21 protein-coding genes are annotated in these 23,007 nt (G+C 60.0%); 6 read left to right on the forward strand and 15 right to left on the reverse strand.

Going from position 1 to position 23,007, the window contains the following annotated elements; all coding sequences use genetic code 11:
* Window positions 1-2: 2 nt before the first annotated feature.
* The 3 genes from CCGE525_RS33840 to CCGE525_RS33850 all read right to left on the reverse strand — a co-directional run bounded on the left by CCGE525_RS33840 (window position 3) and on the right by CCGE525_RS33850 (window position 2,256).
* The gene (locus CCGE525_RS33840) at window positions 3-1,043 is read right to left on the reverse strand and encodes a patatin-like phospholipase family protein (protein WP_120708509.1); all 1,041 of its coding nucleotides are present in this window, start codon (window positions 1,041-1,043) and stop codon (window positions 3-5) included.
* 161 nt (window positions 1,044-1,204) lie between these two features.
* Complete coding sequence (locus tag CCGE525_RS33845) at window positions 1,205-1,612, reverse strand: ArsR/SmtB family transcription factor (protein WP_120708510.1); 408 nt, start codon at window positions 1,610-1,612, stop codon at window positions 1,205-1,207.
* Entirely contained in the window at window positions 1,609-2,256 is a 648-nt protein-coding gene (locus CCGE525_RS33850) for a peroxiredoxin (RefSeq protein WP_120708511.1), read from the reverse strand. Before CCGE525_RS33850 ends, CCGE525_RS33845 begins: the two co-directional genes overlap by 4 nt.
* Before the next feature lie 127 nt (window positions 2,257-2,383).
* Between CCGE525_RS33850 and CCGE525_RS33855 the strand changes: the two genes are divergently transcribed.
* The 5 genes from CCGE525_RS33855 (at window position 2,384) to CCGE525_RS33875 (ending at window position 6,435) form a co-directional block, all read left to right on the forward strand.
* Window positions 2,384-3,322 carry an MBL fold metallo-hydrolase gene (locus CCGE525_RS33855; RefSeq protein WP_120708512.1) on the forward strand — a complete coding sequence of 313 codons (939 nt, stop codon included), beginning with the start codon at window positions 2,384-2,386 and terminating at the stop codon, window positions 3,320-3,322.
* A complete protein-coding gene (locus CCGE525_RS33860; protein WP_414131490.1) occupies window positions 3,319-3,759 on the forward strand; it encodes a YeeE/YedE family protein in 441 nt (146 codons plus the stop codon). The genes CCGE525_RS33855 and CCGE525_RS33860 overlap by 4 nt, the downstream gene beginning before the upstream one ends.
* Window positions 3,756-4,196, forward strand: coding sequence for a YeeE/YedE family protein (locus tag CCGE525_RS33865; protein WP_120708513.1), 441 nt, complete (start codon window positions 3,756-3,758; stop codon window positions 4,194-4,196). The genes CCGE525_RS33860 and CCGE525_RS33865 overlap by 4 nt, the downstream gene beginning before the upstream one ends.
* A gap of 14 nt (window positions 4,197-4,210) precedes the next feature.
* Complete coding sequence (locus CCGE525_RS33870; RefSeq protein ID WP_120708514.1) at window positions 4,211-5,002, forward strand: sulfite exporter TauE/SafE family protein; 792 nt, start codon at window positions 4,211-4,213, stop codon at window positions 5,000-5,002.
* A gap of 218 nt (window positions 5,003-5,220) precedes the next feature.
* The gene (locus CCGE525_RS33875; RefSeq protein WP_120708515.1) at window positions 5,221-6,435 is read left to right on the forward strand and encodes an NnrS family protein; all 1,215 of its coding nucleotides are present in this window, start codon (window positions 5,221-5,223) and stop codon (window positions 6,433-6,435) included.
* 38 nt (window positions 6,436-6,473) lie between these two features.
* On the opposite strand, the gene mog is transcribed toward CCGE525_RS33875, so the two are convergent.
* The 11 genes from mog to CCGE525_RS33930 are packed head-to-tail and all read right to left on the reverse strand — an operon-like array spanning window position 6,474 to window position 20,083.
* Complete coding sequence (mog, locus tag CCGE525_RS33880; protein WP_120708516.1) at window positions 6,474-6,995, reverse strand: molybdopterin adenylyltransferase; 522 nt, start codon at window positions 6,993-6,995, stop codon at window positions 6,474-6,476.
* A gap of 41 nt (window positions 6,996-7,036) precedes the next feature.
* Window positions 7,037-7,510: a hypothetical protein gene (locus tag CCGE525_RS33885; RefSeq protein WP_120708784.1), complete on the reverse strand. Its 474-nt coding sequence runs from the start codon at window positions 7,508-7,510 to the stop codon at window positions 7,037-7,039.
* A 10-nt stretch (window positions 7,511-7,520) separates the two neighbouring features.
* Complete coding sequence (locus CCGE525_RS33890; RefSeq protein ID WP_120708517.1) at window positions 7,521-8,090, reverse strand: DUF2478 domain-containing protein; 570 nt, start codon at window positions 8,088-8,090, stop codon at window positions 7,521-7,523.
* Window positions 8,091-8,146: 56 nt separating this feature from the next.
* A complete protein-coding gene (locus tag CCGE525_RS33895; protein ID WP_162950385.1) occupies window positions 8,147-9,352 on the reverse strand; it encodes a molybdopterin molybdotransferase MoeA in 1,206 nt (401 codons plus the stop codon).
* A gap of 44 nt (window positions 9,353-9,396) precedes the next feature.
* Window positions 9,397-9,681, reverse strand: a complete 285-nt coding sequence (locus CCGE525_RS33900) for a hypothetical protein (protein WP_120708519.1) — start codon at window positions 9,679-9,681, stop codon at window positions 9,397-9,399.
* A gap of 9 nt (window positions 9,682-9,690) precedes the next feature.
* Window positions 9,691-10,587: a peptidylprolyl isomerase gene (locus tag CCGE525_RS33905; RefSeq protein ID WP_120708520.1), complete on the reverse strand. Its 897-nt coding sequence runs from the start codon at window positions 10,585-10,587 to the stop codon at window positions 9,691-9,693.
* Between the two features lie 5 nt (window positions 10,588-10,592).
* Entirely contained in the window at window positions 10,593-11,324 is a 732-nt protein-coding gene (gene narI / locus CCGE525_RS33910) for a respiratory nitrate reductase subunit gamma (protein WP_120708521.1), read from the reverse strand.
* Window positions 11,325-11,337: 13 nt separating this feature from the next.
* Window positions 11,338-12,048: a nitrate reductase molybdenum cofactor assembly chaperone gene (gene narJ, locus CCGE525_RS33915; RefSeq protein ID WP_120708785.1), complete on the reverse strand. Its 711-nt coding sequence runs from the start codon at window positions 12,046-12,048 to the stop codon at window positions 11,338-11,340.
* Complete coding sequence (gene narH / locus CCGE525_RS33920) at window positions 12,048-13,574, reverse strand: nitrate reductase subunit beta (protein WP_120708522.1); 1,527 nt, start codon at window positions 13,572-13,574, stop codon at window positions 12,048-12,050. The genes narJ and narH overlap by 1 nt, the downstream gene beginning before the upstream one ends.
* On the reverse strand, window positions 13,571-17,317 hold the full coding sequence (locus tag CCGE525_RS33925) for a nitrate reductase subunit alpha (RefSeq protein ID WP_120708523.1): 3,747 nt from the start codon (window positions 17,315-17,317) through the stop codon (window positions 13,571-13,573). The genes narH and CCGE525_RS33925 overlap by 4 nt, the downstream gene beginning before the upstream one ends.
* 15 nt (window positions 17,318-17,332) lie before the next feature.
* Window positions 17,333-20,083 carry a nitrate/nitrite transporter gene (locus CCGE525_RS33930; protein WP_245472252.1) on the reverse strand — a complete coding sequence of 917 codons (2,751 nt, stop codon included), beginning with the start codon at window positions 20,081-20,083 and terminating at the stop codon, window positions 17,333-17,335.
* Window positions 20,084-20,328: 245 nt separating this feature from the next.
* On the opposite strand from CCGE525_RS33930, the gene CCGE525_RS33935 reads away from it, so the two are divergent.
* Window positions 20,329-21,033 carry a cyclic nucleotide-binding domain-containing protein gene (locus CCGE525_RS33935; RefSeq protein ID WP_120708525.1) on the forward strand — a complete coding sequence of 235 codons (705 nt, stop codon included), beginning with the start codon at window positions 20,329-20,331 and terminating at the stop codon, window positions 21,031-21,033.
* Between the two features lie 17 nt (window positions 21,034-21,050).
* Here CCGE525_RS33935 and CCGE525_RS33940 read toward each other — a convergent pair whose 3' ends face one another.
* A complete protein-coding gene (locus CCGE525_RS33940; protein WP_120708786.1) occupies window positions 21,051-22,766 on the reverse strand; it encodes a GMC oxidoreductase in 1,716 nt (571 codons plus the stop codon).
* Window positions 22,767-23,007 lie beyond the last annotated feature (241 nt).

Consider the following 23,007-nt stretch of genomic DNA (forward strand, 5'->3'; position numbering starts at 1 on the left):
TGTCAGACCCCTTCCAGCAAGACATCGAGATCAAGCGACGAGCGACGGCCAAGATCGTCGCCATGTGCGGCTAGAAACGCATCGGCGGACCTGCGCCCCTCCTTGTGCAGCATGGTCAAAAACTCCCATTCCGCATTGAGTTTTGACGAGTAGCCGAGGTCGGTCATGGCGTCGCTTGCGACCCGGTGGATGCGCATCGACGCCCAGCGCGCGCCCTCATCGTCATCCAACTGCGCGACCTTCCGGAGCAGAGCGATCATCTTCAGTTCCTTCAGAAGGACTGCGTTGAAAGAGACTTCATTAAGACGATTGAGGATCTCGCGCGCGGATCGAGGTGTGCCCGGCCTTTCAACCGGATTGATTTGCACGAGGATGGTGTCCTGCGAAGTGCATTCGCGGGCCAGTGGCGTGATCGTCGGGTTGCCAGCGTAACCGCCGTCCCAATAGGCTTCACCATCGATCTCGACGGCTTGAAACAGCGTCGGCAGGCATGCAGAAGCTAGCAGCACATCCGGGGTCAGCTCGCCGTTGCGGAAAACGCGGCCGCGGCCGGTGCGGACATTCGTTGCCGTCACGAACAGCTTGATCGGACTGGCCGCGAGCCGCTCGAAATCGACGGTTTCCGCCAATATGGCGCGAAGCGGATTGGCGCCAGCAGGATTGAGATCGTAGGGCGAGAACACACGCGCCATCATGTCCATCGCCACAAAAACGGGCGAGTTGTCGAGCGTCCAGCGACCGAGCAGGAAGTCGAGGGGACCGCGTTGAAAGGGACTGAAGCGCGCCGCCTCGGATACCTTGCGCCAGAATGCCTCCAGCGCCTCGCGAGCGCCTGCGGCGCCGTCGGCAACATAGCCGTGCGCCATGACTGCCGCGTTCATGGCTCCCGCCGAGGTGCCTGAAATCCCCTCGATCTCCAGCCATGGCTCCTCCAAAAGGCGATCGAGGACACCCCAGGAAAAAGCACCGTGGGCGCCGCCGCCCTGAAGGGCTAGGTCGACGCGGAGTGGCTTCCGTTGCATTGCCTTCGCAGCTGCCACCATCGGCCTTGCCTATTTGTAGATTGTGCGGCGCACAAACACTATCGCAGATTTATACGCTAATCACCTTTTGCTTTCATAAGACATCGCTTTTGTGATCTGCGATAAGTTGTTCTCATCTCCGCCCGAGAATGTGGCCAGCGCCCACCTCCCGGATTGAAGTTTCAATCTGTTTTATCGAGCCGCGCCCAGCGTGCCATCTCGCCCAATGAAACGGCCCCGACGCCCCTACCCTTAGGAGCTTCAGCGAGGGTAGCCGGAACCTCTCCGCAAAACATTTGCATCAGCATCTCCATGACGACGGCGACGCGGTCATCGGCAATCGAGTAGTAGATCTGCCGGGATTCGCGGCGTGTCTGGACGACACCGGCTTGACGGAGTTCACCCAATTGCTGGGAGAGCGCCGGCTGTTTGAAGCCCAGTTCGTCCTGTATCTCGCCGACTGAGCGTTCCTTTTGCGCAATATGACAGAGGAGCAGCAGCCGGCTCGGCGTGCTGAACAGCCGCATGAATTCGGCGGCTTCCGCGGCCTTATCCTGCATCACGTCGGAAAAAGGGGACAGGCCGGTCATGCGAGACGCTCCCGATAGTACCAAGTCTGGCCTTCGGCCACCTGCTCGGCGTCGTCCATAGAGGATGCCGCAGGCTCGACCAGCGCTTGACCTGGCCGCCAGCCTTCCGGCGTCAGCGCACACTCCCGGTCTGATGTCTGCAGGGCCTCGACAAGGCGCAGAAGTTCATCCACCGAGCGGCCGACATTCATCGGATACCAGACGATGGCACGGATCATGCCCTCCGGATCGATAACATAGGTGGCGCGGACCGTGCCGCTGTTCTGCGAGGAGCTGTCGAGCATCCCGTATGCCCTGGCGATAACCATCGCAGAATCCTCGATAACCGGGAACCTCACCTTCACGCCGAAGCTGCGTTCGATGTCACGCAGCCAGGCGACATGCGAATAGAGACTGTCGACCGATAGTCCTAACAGGTTGCAATTCAGCTTGGCGAATTTCTCCTGGGCTTGGGCAAGGGCAATGAATTCACTGGTGCAGACAGAAGTGAAATCGGCCGGGTGGGAGAAAAATAAAAGCCAACGCTCCCGGTAAGCCAACAGAGATATCTCGCCGGCCGTGGAACGGGCGGTAAAGCCGGGCGCCTTGTCGTTGATCCGCAGGGCTTGCGGCATTTCATCCCTATTCGAATTCACTGCTTCCATTGGCAATCCTTCCCGTCGAACATCCGCTGCATGGCTATAGCGGACGCTCAGTTTCATGATTATCGAAAATACACACTTGCATATTTAATGTAAATATGTATTTTGAGTGCATCGACAGGAGGAAACCATGTCCGACTCCATCACCGATGCGCATCTTTCGCATGCTTCGGAAATCGTCCGCAACGCGCTCGAAAATCCGACGCAACGCCCTGTAATCCAATCATTCTTTGACCCTGCGACCTTCACGGTCAGCCATGTCGTCCGCGATCCCAGCTCCAGGGTCTGCGCCATCGTCGACAGCGTCCTGGATTACGATCCTGCGTCCGGACGCACGATGAACGTCTCGGCTCGCGCACTTATTGATTACGTGAAATCCGAAAATCTCGAAGTGCAATGGCTGCTCGAGACGCATGCCCATGCCGACCACCTTTCCGCGGCGCCATTCCTGCAGGCCGAGCTCGGCGGCCAGCTTGCGATCGGCCGCGAGATCATTCGCGTGCAGGAAGTCTTCGGCAAAATCTTCAACGCAGGTACGGAGTTCCAGAGGGACGGCAGTCAGTTCGACCAGCTCTTCAGGGACGGCGACCGCTTCAAGATCGGCAATCTGGATGCGGTTGTCCTTCATGTGCCCGGACATACGCCTGCCTGCCTGGCGTATGTCGTCGGCGATGCCGTCTTCCCCGGCGACACATTGTTCATGCCGGATTATGGTACCGCGCGCTGCGACTTTCCGGGCGGCGACGCGAGAACGCTCTATCGATCCATTAAACGCCTGACCCAGCTTCCGGACGCGGCACGCATGTTCATGTGCCATGACTACAAGGCGCCGGGCCGGGAGGATTACGCCTGGGAGACGACCGTAGGTGCCGAACGCACAGGCAATATCCATGTGCATGACGGCGTGACCGAGGAAGAGTTCGTAAAAATGCGCCGGGATCGGGACGCCACGCTGGCGATGCCGAGGCTGATACTGCCCTCGGTGCAGGTCAACATGCGTGGGGGCAAGCTGCCTCCCGCTGAGGACAATGGTGTCCAGTACCTGAAGATTCCGGTGAACGCCCTATGACCAACCTGCCCGAACTCAACTTCATCTGGCCGCTGTCTGGCGGCCTTCTGATCGGCCTTTCGGCCGCCCTTTACCTGCTGCTCAACGGCCGCATCGCGGGCATATCTGGATTGACCGCCTCGGCCTTTGGATGGACGGGCGCCGGCATCAGCGCGCTTGGCGTCGGGTTTCTGGGCGGGATACTCGGCGGCGCCGCGATCGCGTTCGCCTATATCCGGCACGCCGAGCTGGCAATCGCATCCTCGCCGTTGCTTCTCGTCATCGGCGGTCTGCTGGTGGGCTTCGGCACACGGCTTGGCTCCGGCTGCACCAGCGGCCACGGCGTCTGCGGATTGGCAAGGCTTTCGCCCCGCTCGATCGTCGCGACGATCACCTTCATGGCCGTCGCAGCAGCCACAGTCTTCGTTACGCGCCATGTGATCGGAGGCCTGTCATGACGCAGCGCATTCTTGTTTCGATCTTCTGCGGAATCCTGTTCGGCGTCGGACTGGTCGTGTCTGATATGGTCAATCCCGGACGCGTGTTGGCCTTCCTCGACGTCGCAGGCGCCTGGGACCCGTCGCTTGCCTTTGTCATGGGCGGAGCGTTGATCCCATCGTCCATCGCCTACGCGATCAAGCGGCGCTGCACTCGACCGGCATTCGATGCTGAATTCCATGTTCCGGCTAGCCGCACGATCGACGGTAAGCTCGTCTCTGGCGCGGTTCTGTTCGGTCTCGGTTGGGGGCTGGTCGGACTGTGTCCCGGTCCGGCTGTCGCATCGCTCGTCACCGGCCGCTGGGAGGCGATCCTGTTCGCCGCGGCCATGCTCGTAGGCATGTTCGCGCACCGCGTCGCCACGTCCCGGCGAAACGCGCCGCTTCAGGCCCGCTGAGGAAGAGAAGTCTGATGATCCTCGATCCGATACAATATGGTCTCGGGGCCTTCTCCGGCGGACTGGTCGGCTTCACGCTCGGCCTGTTCGGCGGCGGCGGATCGATCCTGGCTGTACCCCTGATGGTCTACGTCGTCGGCGTCCCCAGCGCTCACCTGGCGATCGGCACGAGTGCCTTCGCGGTTGCCGCCAATGCCTTCGCTAATCTCGTCGGTCATGCAAGGCTCGGCAATGTCAAATGGCGCTGCGCCGGCGTCTATAGCGTCGCGGGCATTGTCGGCGCCTTCATTGGATCGAGCATCGGCAAGATGGTCGATGGACAGAAGCTGCTCATCCTGTTCGCGCTTTTGATGCTCGTCGTCGGGGCCCTGATGTTCCGCAAGCGTGGAGCGGAAGGCGATCCAGGCGCTCAATGTTCGCGAGGGAACGTTCGGAAGGTCGCCGGCTTCGGCGGTCTGACGGGCGTCTTCTCCGGATTTTTCGGCATAGGTGGCGGTTTCCTCATCGTCCCTGGACTGATCGCCTCGACGGGTATGCCGATCCTCTACGCGATCGGCTCTTCCCTCGTTGCCGTAACGGCCTTCGGACTGACCACCGCTGTAAACTACGCCATCTCCGGATATGTCGACTGGCTCCTGGCCGCGATCTTCATAGGCGGCGGCATCCTGGGCGGTCTGCTCGGTGCCTTTCTGGCCAAGCATCTTTCCGCGCGCAAGGGTGTGCTGAACAGTCTCTTTGCCACTCTTATCTTCGTCGTTGCTGCTTATATGCTTTATCGGAGCGGCGGACAGATGCTTTACACCTGACTGCGAGCACCTTGCTTTCATACTCGTGAAATTCAAGCCGCCATGCGGACATGGCGTGAAGCGGCCTGTCTCAAAGCCACCTGAAAATCGCCCCCTCGCCCCTGTCGATACGAACTCGCTAACTTGACGGTACCCTCTCGCTGCTTGCGTCCCGACAAAGAGGGAAGCCCCTCCATGCCGTAAAAAGATCGTCGACAGCAGGACTGCGGAGCGACGAAATGAGCGAAATTGAACAGAAGGTAAGCCGGGCGGTCCCGAGAGGGATCGCAAGTACCGGACCTGTGATCTTCTCTTATGGATTCAGGCCTTTCTTCCTTGGGGCTGGCCTTTGGGCCATTGCCGCCATGGCGCTTTGGATGCTGACATTGATGGGGATGGCGGGGCCCACGGTAGGAGGCAGTTATGGAGCTGTATATTGGCATGCGCACGAGATGCTGTTCGGCTTCTCCTCGGCGGTCTTCGCAGGTTTCCTGCTCACCGCCGTGCCGAACTGGACAGGACGCCTGCCGGTCTCGGGCTGGCCGCTTGTCCTGCTCTTTTCCCTTTGGTGCGTAGGAAGAGTCGCTCTTCTCTTTCCCGATGTCGCCGGTCTTGTCCCGTCAGCCGTGCTGGAGAGCCTGTTCCTGCCGGCACTATTATTCATCTGCGCCAGCGAGGTTATCGCCGGACGCAAATGGAAAGATCTGAAGGTGATCGCCGGCCTGCTCGCTCTATCGATCGCCAACATCGCCTTCCACGTTTCGGTGATCGGTGGCGTCTCTGACAACAGCGTCGCTGTTCGGCTCGCCGTCAGCGCCTACGTGGCTTTGGTCACCGTCGTCGGCGGACGAATCCTCCCGAGCTTCACCCGAAACTGGCTGAACCGATTTGGAAGGGTCGATTTCCCGGTGCCCTACAATCGGTTCGATACGACAGCCATTCTTTGTGGCGTCGTGGCACTGGCCTTTTGGGTTGTCCATCCTGACAGCTCTGTCACCATCCTGCCCGCTGCCACAGCGGCCCTGCTCCATGCCGTTCGTCTGGTTCGGTGGCGCGGTTGGACGGTGCGGAAGGAAAAACTGCTGCTCGTCCTGCATGTCGCCTATGGTTTCGTTCCTTTGGGCTTCGTGTCGATCGCTCTCGGAGCAGCAGGCATTCTCAACGAATATTCCGTGCTGCATGTCCTGGCGATCGGAGCCATCGCCTGCATGATGCTCGCGGTCATGACAAGGGCGAGCCGCGGGCACACCGGACGCGCACTAACCGCATCGCGGTTGACCAGTGCTTCCTACGCCCTGCTTATCATGGCCGCGCTCGTGCGCCCGGTTGCCGAGGTCCTGCCGATCTTTGCCATCCCAATTTACGCAATAGCCGGTCTTCTGTGGATGGCGTCATTCGGCCTTTTCTGTTTCGAATATGCGCCGATGTTGGTGCTTGCCCGCCGCCGTTCGTAGGCAAGCAAGGTGTAGGCGCCGGCGGCCTGACGTCGATTTCACAATGGACGATAAGTGCCGACAATGGCCGGATCGGTCTCGATACGTCCGGCGCCGATCAAGTCAAGGCAATAGGGGATCGCGGGAAACACGGTGCCAAGGCAAAGATCGATCGACGACGGCTTGCCCGGCAGATTGACAATCAAGGTCTTGCCGCGCGTGCCGGCCGACTGGCGCGAGAGGATTGCCGTCGGCACGGTCTCGAAGCTCGCCCGTCGCATGGCCTCGCCGAAGCCCGGCAGTTCCTTGAGGATCACAGCCTGCATCGCTTCGGGTGTTTCGTCGCGCGCCGCCGGCCCGGTACCGCCGGTCGTCAGCACGAGATCGACACGGTCCTGATCGCAGAAGTCGATCAGCGCGCTGCGGACGCTTTCAAAACCATCGGGGATGATCCTCGGAACAGCTGTCCAGGGAGAGATAATGGACCGCTCTAACCATTGTCGGATCGCCGGCCCCGCGAGATCGGCATATTCGCCGCGGCTCGCGCGATCGGATATTGTGAGAATTCCAATGCGAACCATTCGATCAGCCTCCCGGTACGGATAAATGCCGGCATGCGGCGTCAGAAGAAAAACAAGCCATGAGATCCGGCAACGGCGCCGAACGCAGTGACGGCCGTGAGCAGCAGCAGAAATTCGTGCAAACGGCTGAGACGGCGGATGGTTGCCCTTGGGTCCAGCCGCGCTCTCTTTGCGAATTTCAAGTGCAGCAGCGGTTCGATCACAAACAGCATGAGCATGAAGATGAGCCATACGCCGAACATCGCCGACATCCACCAGAAACCCGGATCGGCGAACCGATCCCAGAGCTCCATCCTGTAGGTCATCCAGAGACCCGTTGCGCCCGCGAGCGGGACCGAGATGCGAACCTGTAGCGAAAAATGCCGCTCGATACTTTCGAACAGCATCAGCGCTTCTTCCGCTATCCGGCGCGATCTAGCCACCGGTAACACGACCAACGTCACGAAGCTCAGCCCGCCGATCCAATGGATCACGGCGAGGACGTGCAGCGCGCGGGCCACCACGATGTCATCCATCATCGACCCTTCACGCAACCACCTTCAGCGCATCGTCCGCCGGCCGATAGATGGAATGCAGATACTCAGCAGCCGCCAGCCGATCGGACGCGATATCCGCCAGCTCGATTTCCTGTACAAACCCGGCTGCGAAATCGCGAAATGACGCGAGATTGATTGCAGGAACCCCGATGAGGACTGGAACTGAAAGTTCCAGTGCCTTTGCGATCAGCGATCTGAACCCGCCGCCTTCCACCTCGGTCTTACCGAACTTGCAGAGGACCAGCAGGTCGGTCCGCTCAGATAAACCGGCCTGCGCAGCCTCACACGCACTCAGCAGCCGGTCGGTATTCAGGACACAGCCGCGGGCGTGAGGGCCGCGATCATCGGATATCGCGCGGACCTCGCCCGTCACGAGGTCGCGGAGATACATATCGCATTTCGTGCGGCCCGGCTTCGCCTGACTGTACTGAACAAGCCCGGCCAGCCGCATGCCTTGATCAGCCATCGTCGCGGTAACGTCCTGCAGAAAGGCTTCGAACTCCGACCCCTTCGAATAGACGATCGCGGTGATCGGGAAGGTTGGATGAGCGATTTGCATGCGGTCTCCTTCAAATAGAAATCAGCGCCAGATTGGCAGGCACAACACCATTGCGTTCACGCATCGAAATGCGATTGATCAAATGGAAGCACCTCAAGGACGGCCCCCGCTTCCACAGCGGTCTGAGCATTGGGTACAATGACGATGGCATCGGCGCATGCCATCGTCATTATTCGGTGAGAGCCGTCGGGTCCGCAGCGATGGGCGGTCAAACGCCCTCGCTCGACGACCAGCCGAACCGGGAGTAATTCCGTGCGATCCGGCTTGTGGGTGAAGGTAAAGGCCATCTCCGCCGTCATGCGGTTAGCGGGCTCCTGACCGAGCAGGGCCCTCGTCATGGGGCGCACGAAAGCGAGTGCCGAGAAGGCTGCCGCTTGCGGATTGCCCGGAAGCCCGACGAAACATGCGTCGCCGAGCTTGCCGAACGCCAGGGGCTTGCCGGGCTTCATCGCCACCTTCACGACATCCAGCTCTCCCCCGGCCCGCGCGACGGCATCGCGCACATGATCCCCCTCTCCGACCGACATCCCGGCTGTCGTGATCACGATATCAGCCGTTTCCTTGATCTCTTGGAGTGCGCGTGTGATCGCCGTCGGATCGTCAGGAACCGTCAGCGATACGACATCTACGTTCGGCCCCGACAGCAGGGTGGCGAGCATGGGACCGTTGGAATCGTAAATCGCACCCGGCGGGAGCGGTTCGCCGGCAGCATGAAGTTCCGAGCCAGTCGTCAGAATCGTAATCCTGAGAGGCCGGACGACAGCAACGGTGTCGATCCCAAGGGCGCCGAGAAGCGCGATTTCCTTCCAGCCGATAACACGGCCCTGGCCGAGGACGACGCTTCCCTGCGCTACGTCCTCGCCGGCCCTTCGAATGTGAACGCCTGGCTTCAGATCCAGCCCAAGCTGCACGAGATCGCCTCTGCGCGTCACATGCTCTTGCATCACGACGGTATCGGCACCGCTCGGAAGGGCGGCACCCGTCATGATGCGTTGGGCGGCACCCGGAGCGAGTACGCCCGGCGGATCGCCGGCCTTCGAGCAGCCGATCACCGGAAGAACGGAAGGCACGCCGCCTTTGCCGGCGATGCAGACGGCATATCCATCCATGGCGGCCTGATCGAATGCTGGGAGGGAACGAGGCGCTTCGATCGGCGCAGCCAGGATGCGTCCCCGCGCGAGGGCCAACGGCAGGTCCTCTTGCAGGTTGCGCGGCCAGGCGAGCGCCATGGCGGCCTGGCGCGCCGCTTCGAACGATACCATCACCCTTTCGGAGTGGAAGCAGTCGGGAAGGACAGCAGGCATCGTCAAGCCTCGCTCGTTTCCGGCAGAACCTTGTGGAGGATGGCGCGCACGGCGGCAAGGCTGGGATCCTCGGCGCGGTTCATGATGCCGATCAGTTGAACGAAGTGATCGTCGGAGGCGGTCTCCATGAACGACCGGACGACCGCGGCAAGATAGGCGGCCGGTTCCATGGCTTCAGCGGCGGCCGCCTTTTCGACCCGCTCCGCCAAGCCTTCCATTCCGACTGCTCCGATGACAGCAGCCGCTGTTTGCGGGTTGTCGAGCGAGGCGATGAGAGATCCCAGCATGTCTTACCCTCACTGCACCAAAGGAGTGGCGGCACCCTCGAGAGCGATGCCCCGGATCTCGGCACGACCGATCAACAGCGCGATATATTGTGCTGTCGCCTGTCGGCGGACATGGTCTTCGAGATAGTCGGCGATCCGGTTCTTGACCGCCTCGAACGGCAGGAGCGCGCCTTCGATCTTCCGCACCAGCCGGATGAGATGGACACCGTAACGGGTTTCGACCGGAGCGGATATTTCACCGGGGGTGAGAGCGGCGAGCGCAGCCTCGAATTCCGGAGTGGTTTCCCCCGGGCTGATCTGCCCGAGGCTGCCGCCGACTTCCCTCGACGGGCAGTCGGAACAGTCCCTGGCAAGGGCTGCAAAGCGCTCCGGTTCCTGCGCCAGTACGGCAGCAAGCGATACGGCCCTATCTCGGGCTTCCGCAAATGCCGCGGCATCCTGCCTATTTGCGGTAATCAGGATGTGATCCGCCTCGAAGAGCGGTGGTGTCACAAAGCGCTTGCGGTTGTTCCCGTAGAAGCGACGCAGCATCTCTTCGTCCGCCTCGGGGATATGCACCTCGCGTTCGACGAGTTCGCGCAGGAGTGCATCTTCGTCGGTTTCCACCCGCCCGTCCGTATCTTTTTGCGGGTTGGCGGTCACGGCGAGGCGTTGCGCTTCCTGCAGGAGCAACTGACGGACGACGAGCGCCCGCGTTGCCGCGTGCCAGGCCGCGCCTGGATTGACGGCGGGAAAATTTTGCGTCTCGGCGGCGATATCCTTGCGGGAAATCGGAACGCCGTTGACGCTCACCGGCGGCATGGTGACAGGCTCGGACGATGCAGCCCGAACCGGGGCATGTTCATGCCGGTGATCATGGTCTTCATTGGCACGCTCTGCCGTGCGGTCGATGATGATCGAAACCATATTCTTCACTCTGCCGGATGCTTGTAGGAACGGGCGGGATGCTGCTCGCGCGTGTAGCGGCTGCGCACGACCTGATAGCCTGGTCGCCCGAGATACCAAATCGGTGCGCTCCAGACATGGACCAGCCGTGTGAAGGGAAACAGCAGAAAGATCGTCATGCCGAGAACCAGATGCATCTTGAAGATCGGATGCGCGTCCGCGACGTAAGCGGCAGCAGACGGCTGCAACGTCAGAATGCCCTGCGCCCAGTTCATGAACTTCACCATCTCGTGGCCATCCATGTGGTTGAGGGAGACGAAGATGGTGGACAGGCCGAGCGTGAGCTGCAGCCAGAGAATAAGCAGGATCGCCATGTCGCCGAAGCTCGAGGTGGCGCGGATGCGCGGATCGAAGAAACGACGATGGGCAAGGAGGGATATTCCGATGAAGCAGGCAATGCCGGCGAGACCGCCGACGACGATTGCGAGCCCCTGCTTGAAGCTATGCGGGATACCGAGCCAATCGAAGACGGCAATCGGCGTCAGCAATCCGCCGGCATGGCCGATGAAGATCACCAATATGCCGATATGAAAAAGGTTCGATCCCCAGCGCAGCTGGCTGCGGCGAAGCAACTGGGAGGAGCCTGTTTTCCAGGTGTATTGCTCGCGGTCGAAACGAATGAGGCTCCCGAGCAGGAAGATAGTGAGGCAAAAATACGGATACCAGCCGAACAATGCGGAATTGATGGTCTCTGACATCGTTGTTCCTCCTTCAACCGGCATTGGTACGCGCGTCGCGGCGTGCCGCGCGCAGACGGGTTTGAAGCCGTTCGTTGGAACAGCCATCCATGCCACTGCTTCCGGGGCCGAAATTCACGGCTGTCTCTTCCCATTCCGCGTCAAGCGCGGCGAGATCGCCAAAGGGTGCTTCGGCCATTTCCTGTCCGTCAGAGGCCTCGAGAGATACGCCTGCCATGACACGGATCGCGGTCAGAACTGCTGCGTATGGAGAATTCCGGTGTGCCAGGCGTTCTTCAAGCGCTCCAAGGATATGCACGGTCTCGCCGAGGAGATGCAGCGCCTCATCCCGTGGCCTGGTCGACAGATATTCGAGGAACAGCGGTAGGTAATCCGGCAGTTCGTTGGCGGAAAGTTCCAACCCGCCCTTCTCATAAAGCGAGGCGAGATCGACCATGGCCTGGCCGCGATCGCGGCTTTCGCCGTGCACATGCTCGAAGAGGTGCAGTGAAAGGCGCCGCGTTCTGTCGAAAAGCTCGACATAACGCTCCTGCAACTCGAAAAGATCGAGCGAGGCAAGATCGTCGAGGAGCGGCCGAAGTGCCTTCGCGGCAGAGGCCGGCACGAGCCCCTCCGAGGTGATTACCTTCTCGATCTCCGCCACGGCGCTGCAAAGCTCTTCCGTCGGATAGGTCAGGAGCGCGGACAGCGCCCGGAAAGTGAGATTTTCCTGTCTCTCGGGCATCATGCGATCTCCATCGGGTTTGAGGCTTTCTTCGGCTGCTTCCCGCCGAAGAGATTGGTCTCGCTCTCTCCGCCGGAGCAGCCATTGCCGAACGAGAAACCGCAGGAGCCGCGAAGATCGTAGGCGTCTTCGCTCCATTCGCGGTGCGCGGTCGGAATGACAAAGCGATCCTCGTAGTTCGCAATCGCCATGATCCGGTACATGTCCTCGATGTCGGCGCCGGTCAGTCCGACCTTTTCGGCAATGCGCTCATCGATACGACCGTCGATGGACTTGGCGCGCATGTAACCCCGCATGGCGAGCATGCGCTCAAGCGCCAGCGCGACCGGATCCTCATTGCCTGCAGTCAGCAGATTAGCAAGGTATTGCAGCGGGATACGCAGGGAGCGGACATCCGGCATGTCGCCGTCCAGTCCCATCCTGCCGGCGGCTGCGGCCGACTGGATCGGCGAAAGCGGCGGCACGTACCAGACCATCGGCAGGGTGCGGTATTCCGGGTGCAGCGGAAACGCGACCTTCCAATCCATCGCCATCTTCCAGATCGGCGACGTGAGGGCCGCCTCGATCCAGGCTTCCGGCACGCCGTCGGCGCGGGCCTGTGCGATCACTTTCGGATCCTTTGGATCGAGGAAGAGATCGAGCTGCGCCTGATAGAGGTCTTTCTCATCGGGCACACTTGCCGCCGCCTCGATACGGTCGGCGTCATAGAGCAGGACGCCGAGATAACGGATGCGCCCGACGCAAGTCTCGGAGCAGACGGTCGGCTGGCCGGCCTCGATACGAGGATAGCAGAAGATGCATTTCTCCGATTTGCCGGACGACCAATTGTAATAGATCTTCTTGTAGGGGCAGCCGGAGACGCACATGCGCCAGCCGCGGCACTTGTCCTGGTCGATCAGAACGATGCCGTCCTCCTCGCGCTTGTAGATGGCACCGGATGGGCAGACGGCGGCGCAGGCCGGATTGAGGCAGTGCTCGCACAGCCGCGGCAGATACATCATGAAGGTGTTTTCGAACTGGCCGTAGATTTCCTTCTCGATGCCTTCGAAATTGACGTCCTTCGAGCGTTTTTCGAATTCGCCGCCGAGAATCTCCTCCCAGTTCGGACCCCATTCGATCTTCTCCATGCGTTCACCGGACACCAACGATCGAGGCCGGGCGGTCGGGAAGGCTTTCGACTCCTTCGCCGTGTGCAGATGCTCGTAGTCGAAGGTAAAGGGCTCGTAATAATCGTCGATTTCCGGGAGATCCGGATTGGCGAAGATATTGGCCAGGATGCGCCACTTCGCGCCGATCTTCGGCTCGATTTTGCCGTTCCGCTTGCGCCGCCAGCCGCCGTTCCATTTGGTCTGGTTCTCCCATTCGCGGGGATAGCCGACGCCGGGCTTCGTCTCGACATTGTTGAACCAGGCATATTCGACGCCTTCGCGGTTGGTCCACACGTTCTTGCAAGTGACGGAACAGGTGTGACAGCCGATGCATTTGTCGAGGTTCAACACCATTGCGATCTGGGCACGAATCTTCATTCTGCGGCCTCCTTCGGCGCATTGGTTGAGAGCGGCTCCTCAAGCCAATCGATCTTGGACATCTTGCGGACGACGATGAACTCGTCGCGGTTGGAGCCCACCGTTCCGTAATAGTTGAAACCGTAGGCGAGCTGGGCGTAGCCGCCGATCATGTGCGTGGGCTTCAGGACCGTGCGCGTCACCGAATTATGGATGCCGCCGCGGTTGCCTGTCATCTCGGAGCCCGGAGTGTTTATGATCTTTTCCTGGGCATGGTACATCAGCATCATCCCCTGCTTGATGCGCTGGGACACCACGGCTCGGGCGGTCAACGCGCCATTGGCGTTGAAAACTTCCACCCAGTCGTTGTCGACGATACCAGCCGACTTGGCATCCACTTCGGATATCCAGACGACCGGGCCGCCGCGGTTCAGCGTCAACATCAGCAGGTTGTCCGTATAGGTGGAATGGATGCCCCATTTCTGGTGCGGCGTCAGGAAATTGAGAACGATCTCCTTGTTGCCATTCGGGCGCCGATCCTTGACAACGGCAATCGTCTTCAGGTCGACCGGTGGTTTCCAGGTGACGAACCCCTCGCCGAAGGCGCGCATCCAGAGATGATCCTGGTAAAGCTGCTGACGGCCGGTGAGTGTACGCCAGGGGATCAGTTCATGGACATTCGTATAGCCGGCGTTGTAGCAGACCTTCTCGCTCTCGATGCCCGACCAAGTGGGCGAAGAGATGATCTTGCGCGGCTGCGCCTGGATGTCGCGATAACGGATTTTCTCGTCTTCTTTCGGCACGGCAAGATGGGCGTGTTCTCGACCTGTCGCCTTCGAGAGGGCATCCCAGGCCTTCACCGCCACTTCACCATTGGTTTCTGGCGCGAGCATCAGGATGACTTCGGCCGCATCGATGTCGGTTTCTATCTTCGGAAGGCCTTTTGCAGCGCCATGCTCACGCACGCCGTTGAGCGCTCCCAGTGCCTGGACCTCATGCTCGGTCTTCCAGCTGATGCCCTTGCCGCCGTTGCCGACAGAGGTCATGAGCGGCCCGAGCGCCGTGAACCGGGCATGGATATTGGGATAGTCGCGCTCGATGACAGCGACCGATGGCATGGTGCGGCCGGCAATCGGCTCGATCTCGCCGCGCTTCCAGTCCTTCACGTCGAAAGCCTGTGCCATTTCGCCAGGGCTGTCGTGCTGGATCGGCGTCAGGACGACATCCTGCTCGACGCCGAGGACCTCCGGTGCGACACGCGAGAAGGCCTTTGCGATGCCCTTGTATATTTCCCAGTCGGAGCGGGCTTCCCAGGCCGGATCCACAGCGGCAGACAGCGGATGGATGAAGGGATGCATGTCTGAGGTGTTGAGGTCGTTTTTCTCGTACCAGGTGGCGGTCGGGAGCACGATGTCGGAATAGACGCAGGTGGTCGACATGCGGAAGTCGAGCGTGACCAGCAGATCGAGCTTGCCGCGCGGCGCCTCGTCGTGCCAGACGACCTCCTTGTTGCGCACTGCGCCTTCCTCGCCGAGATCCTTGCCCATCACGCCGTTCTCGGTGCCCAGCAGGTGCTTCAGGAAATACTCGTGCCCCTTGCCCGAAGAGCCGAGCAGGTTGGAACGCCAGACAAACATGTTGCGCGGCCAGTTGGCCGGATCGTCCGGATCGTGGCAGGCAAGCTCAAGCTCGCCGGATTTTAGCCCTTTCGCCACATAGTCTTTTGGTTCGAGGCCCGCCTCCTTCGCCTTTTTGGCGATCGAAAGCGAATTTACTTTCAACTGCGGCGCGGACGGCAGCCAACCCATGCGTTCGGCGCGAACGTTGTAGTCGATGAAGCTCTGGTTCCAGTCCCCTTCCGGAGCCGTCGGGGACAGAATTTCGGAGGCCGTCAGCGTCTCGTAACGCCACTGATCCGTATGTGCATAGAAGAAGGAGGTCGAGTTCATGTGACGTGGCGGACGTGCCCAATCGAGCGCGAAGGCGAGCGGCGTCCAGCCGGTCTGCGGTCTCAGCTTCTCCTGACCGACATAGTGGGACCAACCGCCGCCCGATTGACCGATCGCCCCGCAGAAGACGAGGAGGTTGATCACGCCACGATAGTTCATGTCCATGTTGTACCAATGGTTCATGCCCGCACCGATGATGATCATCGACCGGCCATTGGTCTTTTCGGCATTGGTGGCAAACTCGCGCGCGACGGTGATGATCGCGTCACGCTTGACGCCGGTAATACGTTCCGCCCAGGCGGGTGTGAAGGGTACGTCCGCATCATAGTCGCGGGCGACATTCGCACCGCCGAAGCCGCGATCGAGGCCATAGTTTGCCATCATGAGGTCGTAGACGGTGGCAACCTTGACCGGCTTGCCATTAGCGTCCTTGAGCGTGCGCACGGGGACATTGCGAGTCAGGATTTCGCCATGCTCCGTCGCAACGAAATGCTCGGTTGCACGGCCGCCGAAATAAGGAAAATCCACCTGTTCTATCGTCGCGGCATCCTCGCCCGCGAGTGATAGCTTGAGACGTATATCGCGCCCGCGCCCGTCCTTTTGTTCGAGATTCCATTTGGCCTGCTCGCCCCAGCGATAACCGACGGAGCCGAGGGGAGCGACCAGTTCGCCGGTCTTTTCGTCGATCGCGACCGCCTTCCAATCCGGATTGTTGGTCTCGCCCAGCCCTCCCTCGAGCTCGGAGGCGCGCAACTGGCGTTCAGGAACCAGCCTGCCATTTTGTTCGGCAAGCCGCACCAGGAATGGCATATCGGTGTAGCGACGGGTATAATCGTCGAAATAGGGAACCGTGCGGTCGAGATAATATTCCCGCAGAATGACATGGCCCATGGCGAGCGCCAGCGCAGCGTCCGTCCCCTGCTTGGGATTGAGCCAGATGTCGGCGAATTTCGTTGCCTCGGCATAGTCGGGGCTGACGACGGCGCTCTTGGTGCCCTTGTAGCGGACCTCCGTATAGAAATGCGCATCCGGCGTGCGTGTCTGCGGCACGTTGGAACCCCAGAGGATGAGGAAGCCGGCATTGTACCAGTCGGCGCTCTCCGGCACGTCCGTCTGCTCGCCCCAGGTCTGGGGGCTTGCCGGTGGCAGGTCGCAGTACCAGTCGTAGAACGACATGCACACGCCGCCGAGCAGCGAGAGATAGCGCGAACCTGCCGCATAGGAGACCATCGACATGGCCGGGATCGGCGAGAAGCCGATGATGCGGTCAGGGCCATGCGCCTTGATCGTATAGGCGTTGGCCGCTGCGATGATCTCGTTCACCTCATCCCATGTGGCGCGCACGAAGCCGCCATGGCCGCGAATGGAGATATAGGACTTGCGCTTTTCCGCATCCTCGACGATCGACGCCCAGGCGGCGACCGGCGACATGGACGCCCTCGCCTTGCGCCAGAGCTTCAACAGCCGCCCGCGGATCATCGGATATTTCACGCGTGCGCCGGAATAGAGATACCAGCTGTAGGAGGCGCCGCGCGAACAGCCGCGCGGTTCATGGTTCGGCAGATCAGGCCGGGTGCGCGGATAGTCCGTCTGCTGGGTCTCCCAGGTGACGATGCCTCCCTTGACGTAGATCTTCCACGAACAGGAGCCCGTGCAGTTTACCCCATGGGTCGAGCGGACGATCTTGTCGTGCTGCCAGCGCTTGCGGTAGCCATCCTCCCACGAGCGATCTTCGCTGGTGACGATGCCATGACCGTTTGAGAATTGATCGACATTCTTCCGAAAGAAGGTCAGCCGGTCGAGGAAATGGGACATGTATTTCTCCTGGTCTTATTCGGCAGCGGCCGCTTTGCCAGCGGTGTTGCGCTTGCCGCGCTCGATGTCGTGAAGCAGGCCGCCCTTGCGGGTATAGGCAACCCAGGTGAGAACAAGGCAGCTCACATAGAAGATGAGGAAAGCCCAGAGGGCGGCTTCGGCCCCACCGGTGAACTTGATCGAGAGGCCGTAGCCCATCGGGATGAAAAAGGCGCCAAAGGCAGCGATTGCCGAAGTGAAGCCAGTAATCGCCGCCGATTCCTTCTCTGCCTGCAGGCGACGGGCCTCAGGAGCGGCATCGGGCATCAGCCGGATCATTTCTCTTCCCATGATTGCCGGGATCATCTGGAAGGTCGACGCGTTGCCCACACCTGTCGCGAAGAAGAGCACGAGGAAGGAGATGAAGAAGCCCCAGAAGGCGCCCGGTTGGTCTTTCGTCGCAATGAACCAGAGGACACCGCCGGCGCCGACCATCATCAGAACGAAAACCCAGAAGGTGACGCGTGCGCCGCCGTAGCGATCGGCGAGCCAGCCCGTTGCGGAGCGGGAGAGTGCCCCAACGAGCGGGCCAAGGAAGGCGAATTGAAGCGCGTGGATATCGGGAAACAGGGTTTTGGTAAGCAGCGGGAAGCCGGCCGAATAACCGATGAAAGAGCCAAAGGTCCCAGTATAGAGCCAGCACATGATCCAGTTGTGCCGGCGCTGGAAGATGACCGCCTGCTCGGCGAAGGAAGCCTTGGCCGAAGCGATGTCGTTCATCCCGAACCAGGAGGCGAAAGCCGAGATCGCGATGAAGGGGACGAAGAAGAAGCCGGCATTCTGTAGCCAGAGCGGTGCTTCGCCGGCCGGTCCTTTCGTCATGACCGGATCGCCACCGAACCAGCCGAAGATGCCGGCGGTGATGACGAGCGGGACGACGAACTGGACCACACTCACGCCGAGATTGCCGAGACCGGCATTGAGGGCCAGTGCATTGCCCTTTTCCGACCTCGGAAAGAAGAAGGAAATATTGGACATCGACGAGGCGAAGTTACCACCGCCGAAACCGCAAAGCAGGGCAAGAAGAAGGAAGACGATATAGGGCGTATCCGGGTGCTGCACCGCATAGCCGATGCCGAGCGCGGGGATGATCAGCGACCAGGTGGTCAGCGTGGTCCACAGGCGTCCGCCGAAAATCGGCACCATGAAGGAGTAGAATATCCGGAAGGTTGCGCCGGAGATACCTGGCAGGGCGGCGAGCCAGAAGAGCTGATCCGTCGTAAAGGTGAAGCCGACGAGCGGCAGCTTTGCCACCACCACCGACCAGACCTGCCAAATGGCAAAGGAAAGGAGCAGCGCCGGGATCGAAAGCCACAGATTGCGGCGTGCGATGCGGCGGCCTTTGGTTGCCCAGAAGGATGGATCCTCCGGACGCCAGTCCGTCAGCACGGTCTCGTCAGCGGAGATGACCTTCTCGGGCTGAGGCATGCCCTGCATTTCCGGGAAGGGAGGCAGCTCCTCGAGCGCCTTTCCTGTAACGCCGCGCTCCATTTGGCGAATGGCGAAGTGCATCCACAAAAGAGCAACCGAGACCAGAAGGAAGAGCGCCATGAAGCAGCTCGTCCACAAGCCGGTGAGATCGAGCAGAACACCGAAGAGGATCGGCAGCACGAAGCCGCCAAGGCCGCCGATCATGCCGACCAGTCCTCCGACGGCGCCGACATGATTCGGATAGTAGACAGGGATGTGCTTGTACACGGCAGCTTTTCCGAGTGCCATGAAGAAGCCGAGGATGAAGACCGTCACTGTGAAGCCGACAAGACCCATCTCGATGTGGAAGGTAATCGGACCAGCCACGGTGCGGACGGCATAGTCGGCCGGCGGATAGGCGAGGATGAAGGTCGCGATGACGGAGACGAGGAAGGTCCAATAAAGCACGCGTCGCGCGCCATAGACATCGGACAGATGGCCACCATAGGCGCGGAAAAGGCTGGCAGGAATGGAGAAGCAAGCGGCGATCACGCCGGCAGTGCGGATGTCCAGCCCATAGACACCGACAAGATATTGCGGCAGCCAGAGCGCTAACGCAACGAACGCACCAAAGACGAAGAAATAATACAGCGAGAAACGCCAAACCTGAATGTTCTTCAAAGGTTCGAGTTCCAACCAGGCACTTTGAGGCTTGACCCCTGTTCTGCGGCGTTCGACCAGAACCGGATCATCCTTGGTGGTGAACCAGAAGATGACCGCCATGACGACGAGTGCCGCAGCCCATATCTCGGCCACGGCCTGCCAGCCCCAGGCAACGAGTACCAGCGGCGCAAGCAATTTCGTCACCGCGGACCCGACATTGCCGGCGCCGAAGATGCCGAGCGCAACGCCTTGCCTCTCCGGAGGGAACCATCGCGACACGTAAGCAACGCCGACGGCAAACGAGCCACCGGCGATACCGACGCCGAGCGCCGCCAGAAGCATCTGCGGATAGGTATGCGCATAGGTCAGGATGAAGGTCGCCGCGGCCGCGGCAAGCATGGTTGCCACGAACACCACGCGACCTCCGTAGCGGTCAGTCCAGATGCCAAGCAAGACGCGGATCAGAGACCCCATGAGGATCGGTGTCCCGACCAGAAGTCCGAATTCGGTTTCGGTAAGACCGAGTTCCTCCCGGATTCGAATGCCGATAATGGCAAAGATGGTCCAAGCGGCAAAACATACGGTGAAGGCGACAGTGCTCGCGCCAAGGGCCGTACGTTGATCTCTGCTGTCGAACTTCTGGATAGCAGGCATGGGCATATTCCGTTCGTGACGATGAATGATCTTTCTTCAGTCCCGAGAAAAAATAGCGATTAAAACACTGAGGCACTTTGATTTGGATCAAACACAACCAAAAGCACAAATAACGCTCAAGTTAATCGTGAGCGGCCCAAAGAAGTTGTTTAATATAGGCTTATTGATTGACTATTTTATACTTGTCGCTTGATAAATATCAATCACGCACTATAAGCAGACAGGCCGCCCAAAGGAGACACGCGATGCGACCAGAAAATGCCGCCAAGGTTCGGCAGCTGCAACTGTTCAGGGAACTGCATCATAACACGTTCCGGGAGTTAATCGAAACGAGTTTTCTTCAACGATTCCCGCGAGGCGTGTCCCTTATTCGCGAAAACGAGCCGGCGGATTTCCTCCATGTGGTCGTGGAGGGGCTGGTCGAAATGTATGCAGCAACGGACATGCGAGAGACGACTTTGGAAATCATCCCTCCGGTCGGCACTTTCATCCTCGCCGCCGTCCTCAACGATCAGGTCTATCTTCAGTCCGCCAGAACCTTGGAGCCATCCAGCATTCTGATGATTCCCGCAGAAAAAGTGCGCCTCGCCATGGAGACAGATCAGGCTTTCATGCGTGCAATCGTCATGGAACTCGCGGCAAGCTATCGCCGAACCGTCAAGGATCTTAAGAGCCAAAAAATGCGGAGCGGCGCCGAGCGGCTGGCAAACTGGCTCCTGCGCATGCAAAGGGAGCGAGGGCGCCACAGTCTGGTGGAAATTCCCGTGGAAAAACGTGTCCTTGCTTCGTACCTGGGGATGACGCCGGAAAACTTATCGCGCGCTTTTCTCACGCTGCGATCTTACGGCGTGAAAGTGCACGGCGCACGTGTTGAAATCGAACAGCCTGAAGCACTTCTTGCTTTTGCGAAACCAGACCCCTTGATCGATGATCCTGAGAATATATTCTGAATGACTTCCGACTAGGCTCAGTTCCTCGCCAGCTGCGAATTCAAATGATCGGCCAGCCTTATGGCAAAGGCCAGGATCATCAATGTCGGATTTGCATGGCCGCTGGTTGGGAACACCGATCCACCGGCAACATAGAGGTTGGGCAAGCCGTGGACCCTGCAATTCTGGTCGACAACGCCTGTCTTCGCGTCGGCTGACATTCGCGTCGTGCCAAGCGTATGTGCCATGTCGATGATGACGAGATCCTGTGGCCTCCGTTCCAGCGCCCAGTTTTCAAGCGTGGGGGCAGGCAGGCCAGCGCTGACAAGGGCTGCGCGTGAGAGTTCGGCGATCCTGAGCAGCGTCCGGCGTTCGACATCGTTGATCCGCCAATCGACTTTGGCGAGCGGAACGCCGAACCGGTCCTTTCGGGAGCTGAGACTGATCCTGCTGTCCGGGTTCGGAATTTGCTCCGAGATCGCATCGATCCCCAAACCGATCAGCTTGTGCGGCACACCCTGATCCTGGAATTCATTGGCGACCACATTCGGAGACAGCCGGATCGCCGTGTTGATCACAAGATCCTTAAAGACCTTGGGCGTCCGGTTGTCGGAAAGGACCTTCATTCCGATTCCCTTCGCAATAAGTCCGGAGCCTGCCACGACCGAAAGCAGGTCGCGTCCGACATTTGTGCTGCGCCTGCGCAATAGCTGTTTTAACGCGCTCCAGGGATCGTCCGGCGCCCGCGCCGTGACGAAGTAGATAGCGGCGTTCAGTAGCTCCTCACGCTCCTGCATCTCCGGGGTCAGCGCCAAGCCATGCATGAACATGTGCGCGCGGCCATTATGATGCACGCCGAAGAAGCCAAACAGCTTGGCAAGCATGGCCACTTGCTCGGCCGGAATGCTGCCGATGCGAGCTCCGGCATGATCCATGAGATATCGCCCGACGACATCGTGATGGTTGCCAATTCCGTTCGAATACACATCGTTAGATGCCAGTAGCAGCCTGGCATTTTCAATCCCGCTTGCAGCCAACACGCATAATCTGGCCTCGACCCGAGCGCGCTTGCCTTCCATGCTTGCGACGTTGAGATGTGAGAAACGCGATCCGTCCGGGCTCAGGCCGACATGCGTCACGGACGCATCCAGAAGGATATGAGTGTTGTCCGGCCGTCGCGCCATAAATTCGTTCCCGAAGCGCATGACGTCGAGCCGATCCACGCGCGAGCGGGCGAACTGCCAATAGAAGGAATGAAGTCCCTCCTCTTCAAAACGACCTAGCGGCTCCTTAGGGCTAAGGTTCAGCACATCCATTGCGCGCAAGAGATAAGAATCGATCTGTTCGCGTTCGACTGGCCAGCCCGAGTTGGGGACCCAGGAGCGAAGCTTGAAGTCAATGGCACCAAAAGGTGCCGATTTCCCGGCCCAGGCATGTGTCGACCCGCCGAGCGCCCGGCAGCGAACACCGAAGGGCTGCACCTCCTGAGACCAGAAACCGGCTTGAGGGCTGTGAAATGCGACCCGCTTGCGGTACTGCGCTTCCGACATCGGCTGGCCAACGTTCTCGACCTCATTGAGTGCCGAATGTTCGGGACTTTCGCGTTCAAGGCCACTCTCGACAACGAGCACCTTTCTGCCCGTCCCAGCGCATTGCGCTGCGATTGTCAGCCCCGCGGGGCCGCCCCCTACGATGACAAGGTCCGCCGCAATGATCGAATTGTCGTCATAGTTGGACAGTCGCTCGATTTTCATCAGGGTCATTTCCGTCAACGCAAACAGATATTCCGATGCCAGCAACGAGCAGACTAGCTTCTATGAAATTTTCGACAAGTAACCAAAAAGTCGGAAGCGTTAATACCGGTATAGATTCGATGTCGTAATGCGTCGGGACCTAACACTAAAGACTATCTTGCGCGGCGATGAAAACCTGCCAATCGGAAGCTGGATCTTCTCTCGGGAACAAGAATCCGTAACGTCAGGCTGGCTATCCTGG

The sequence above is a fragment of the Rhizobium jaguaris genome (assembly GCF_003627755.1).
Taxonomy (GTDB): Bacteria; Pseudomonadota; Alphaproteobacteria; order Rhizobiales; family Rhizobiaceae; genus Rhizobium; species Rhizobium jaguaris.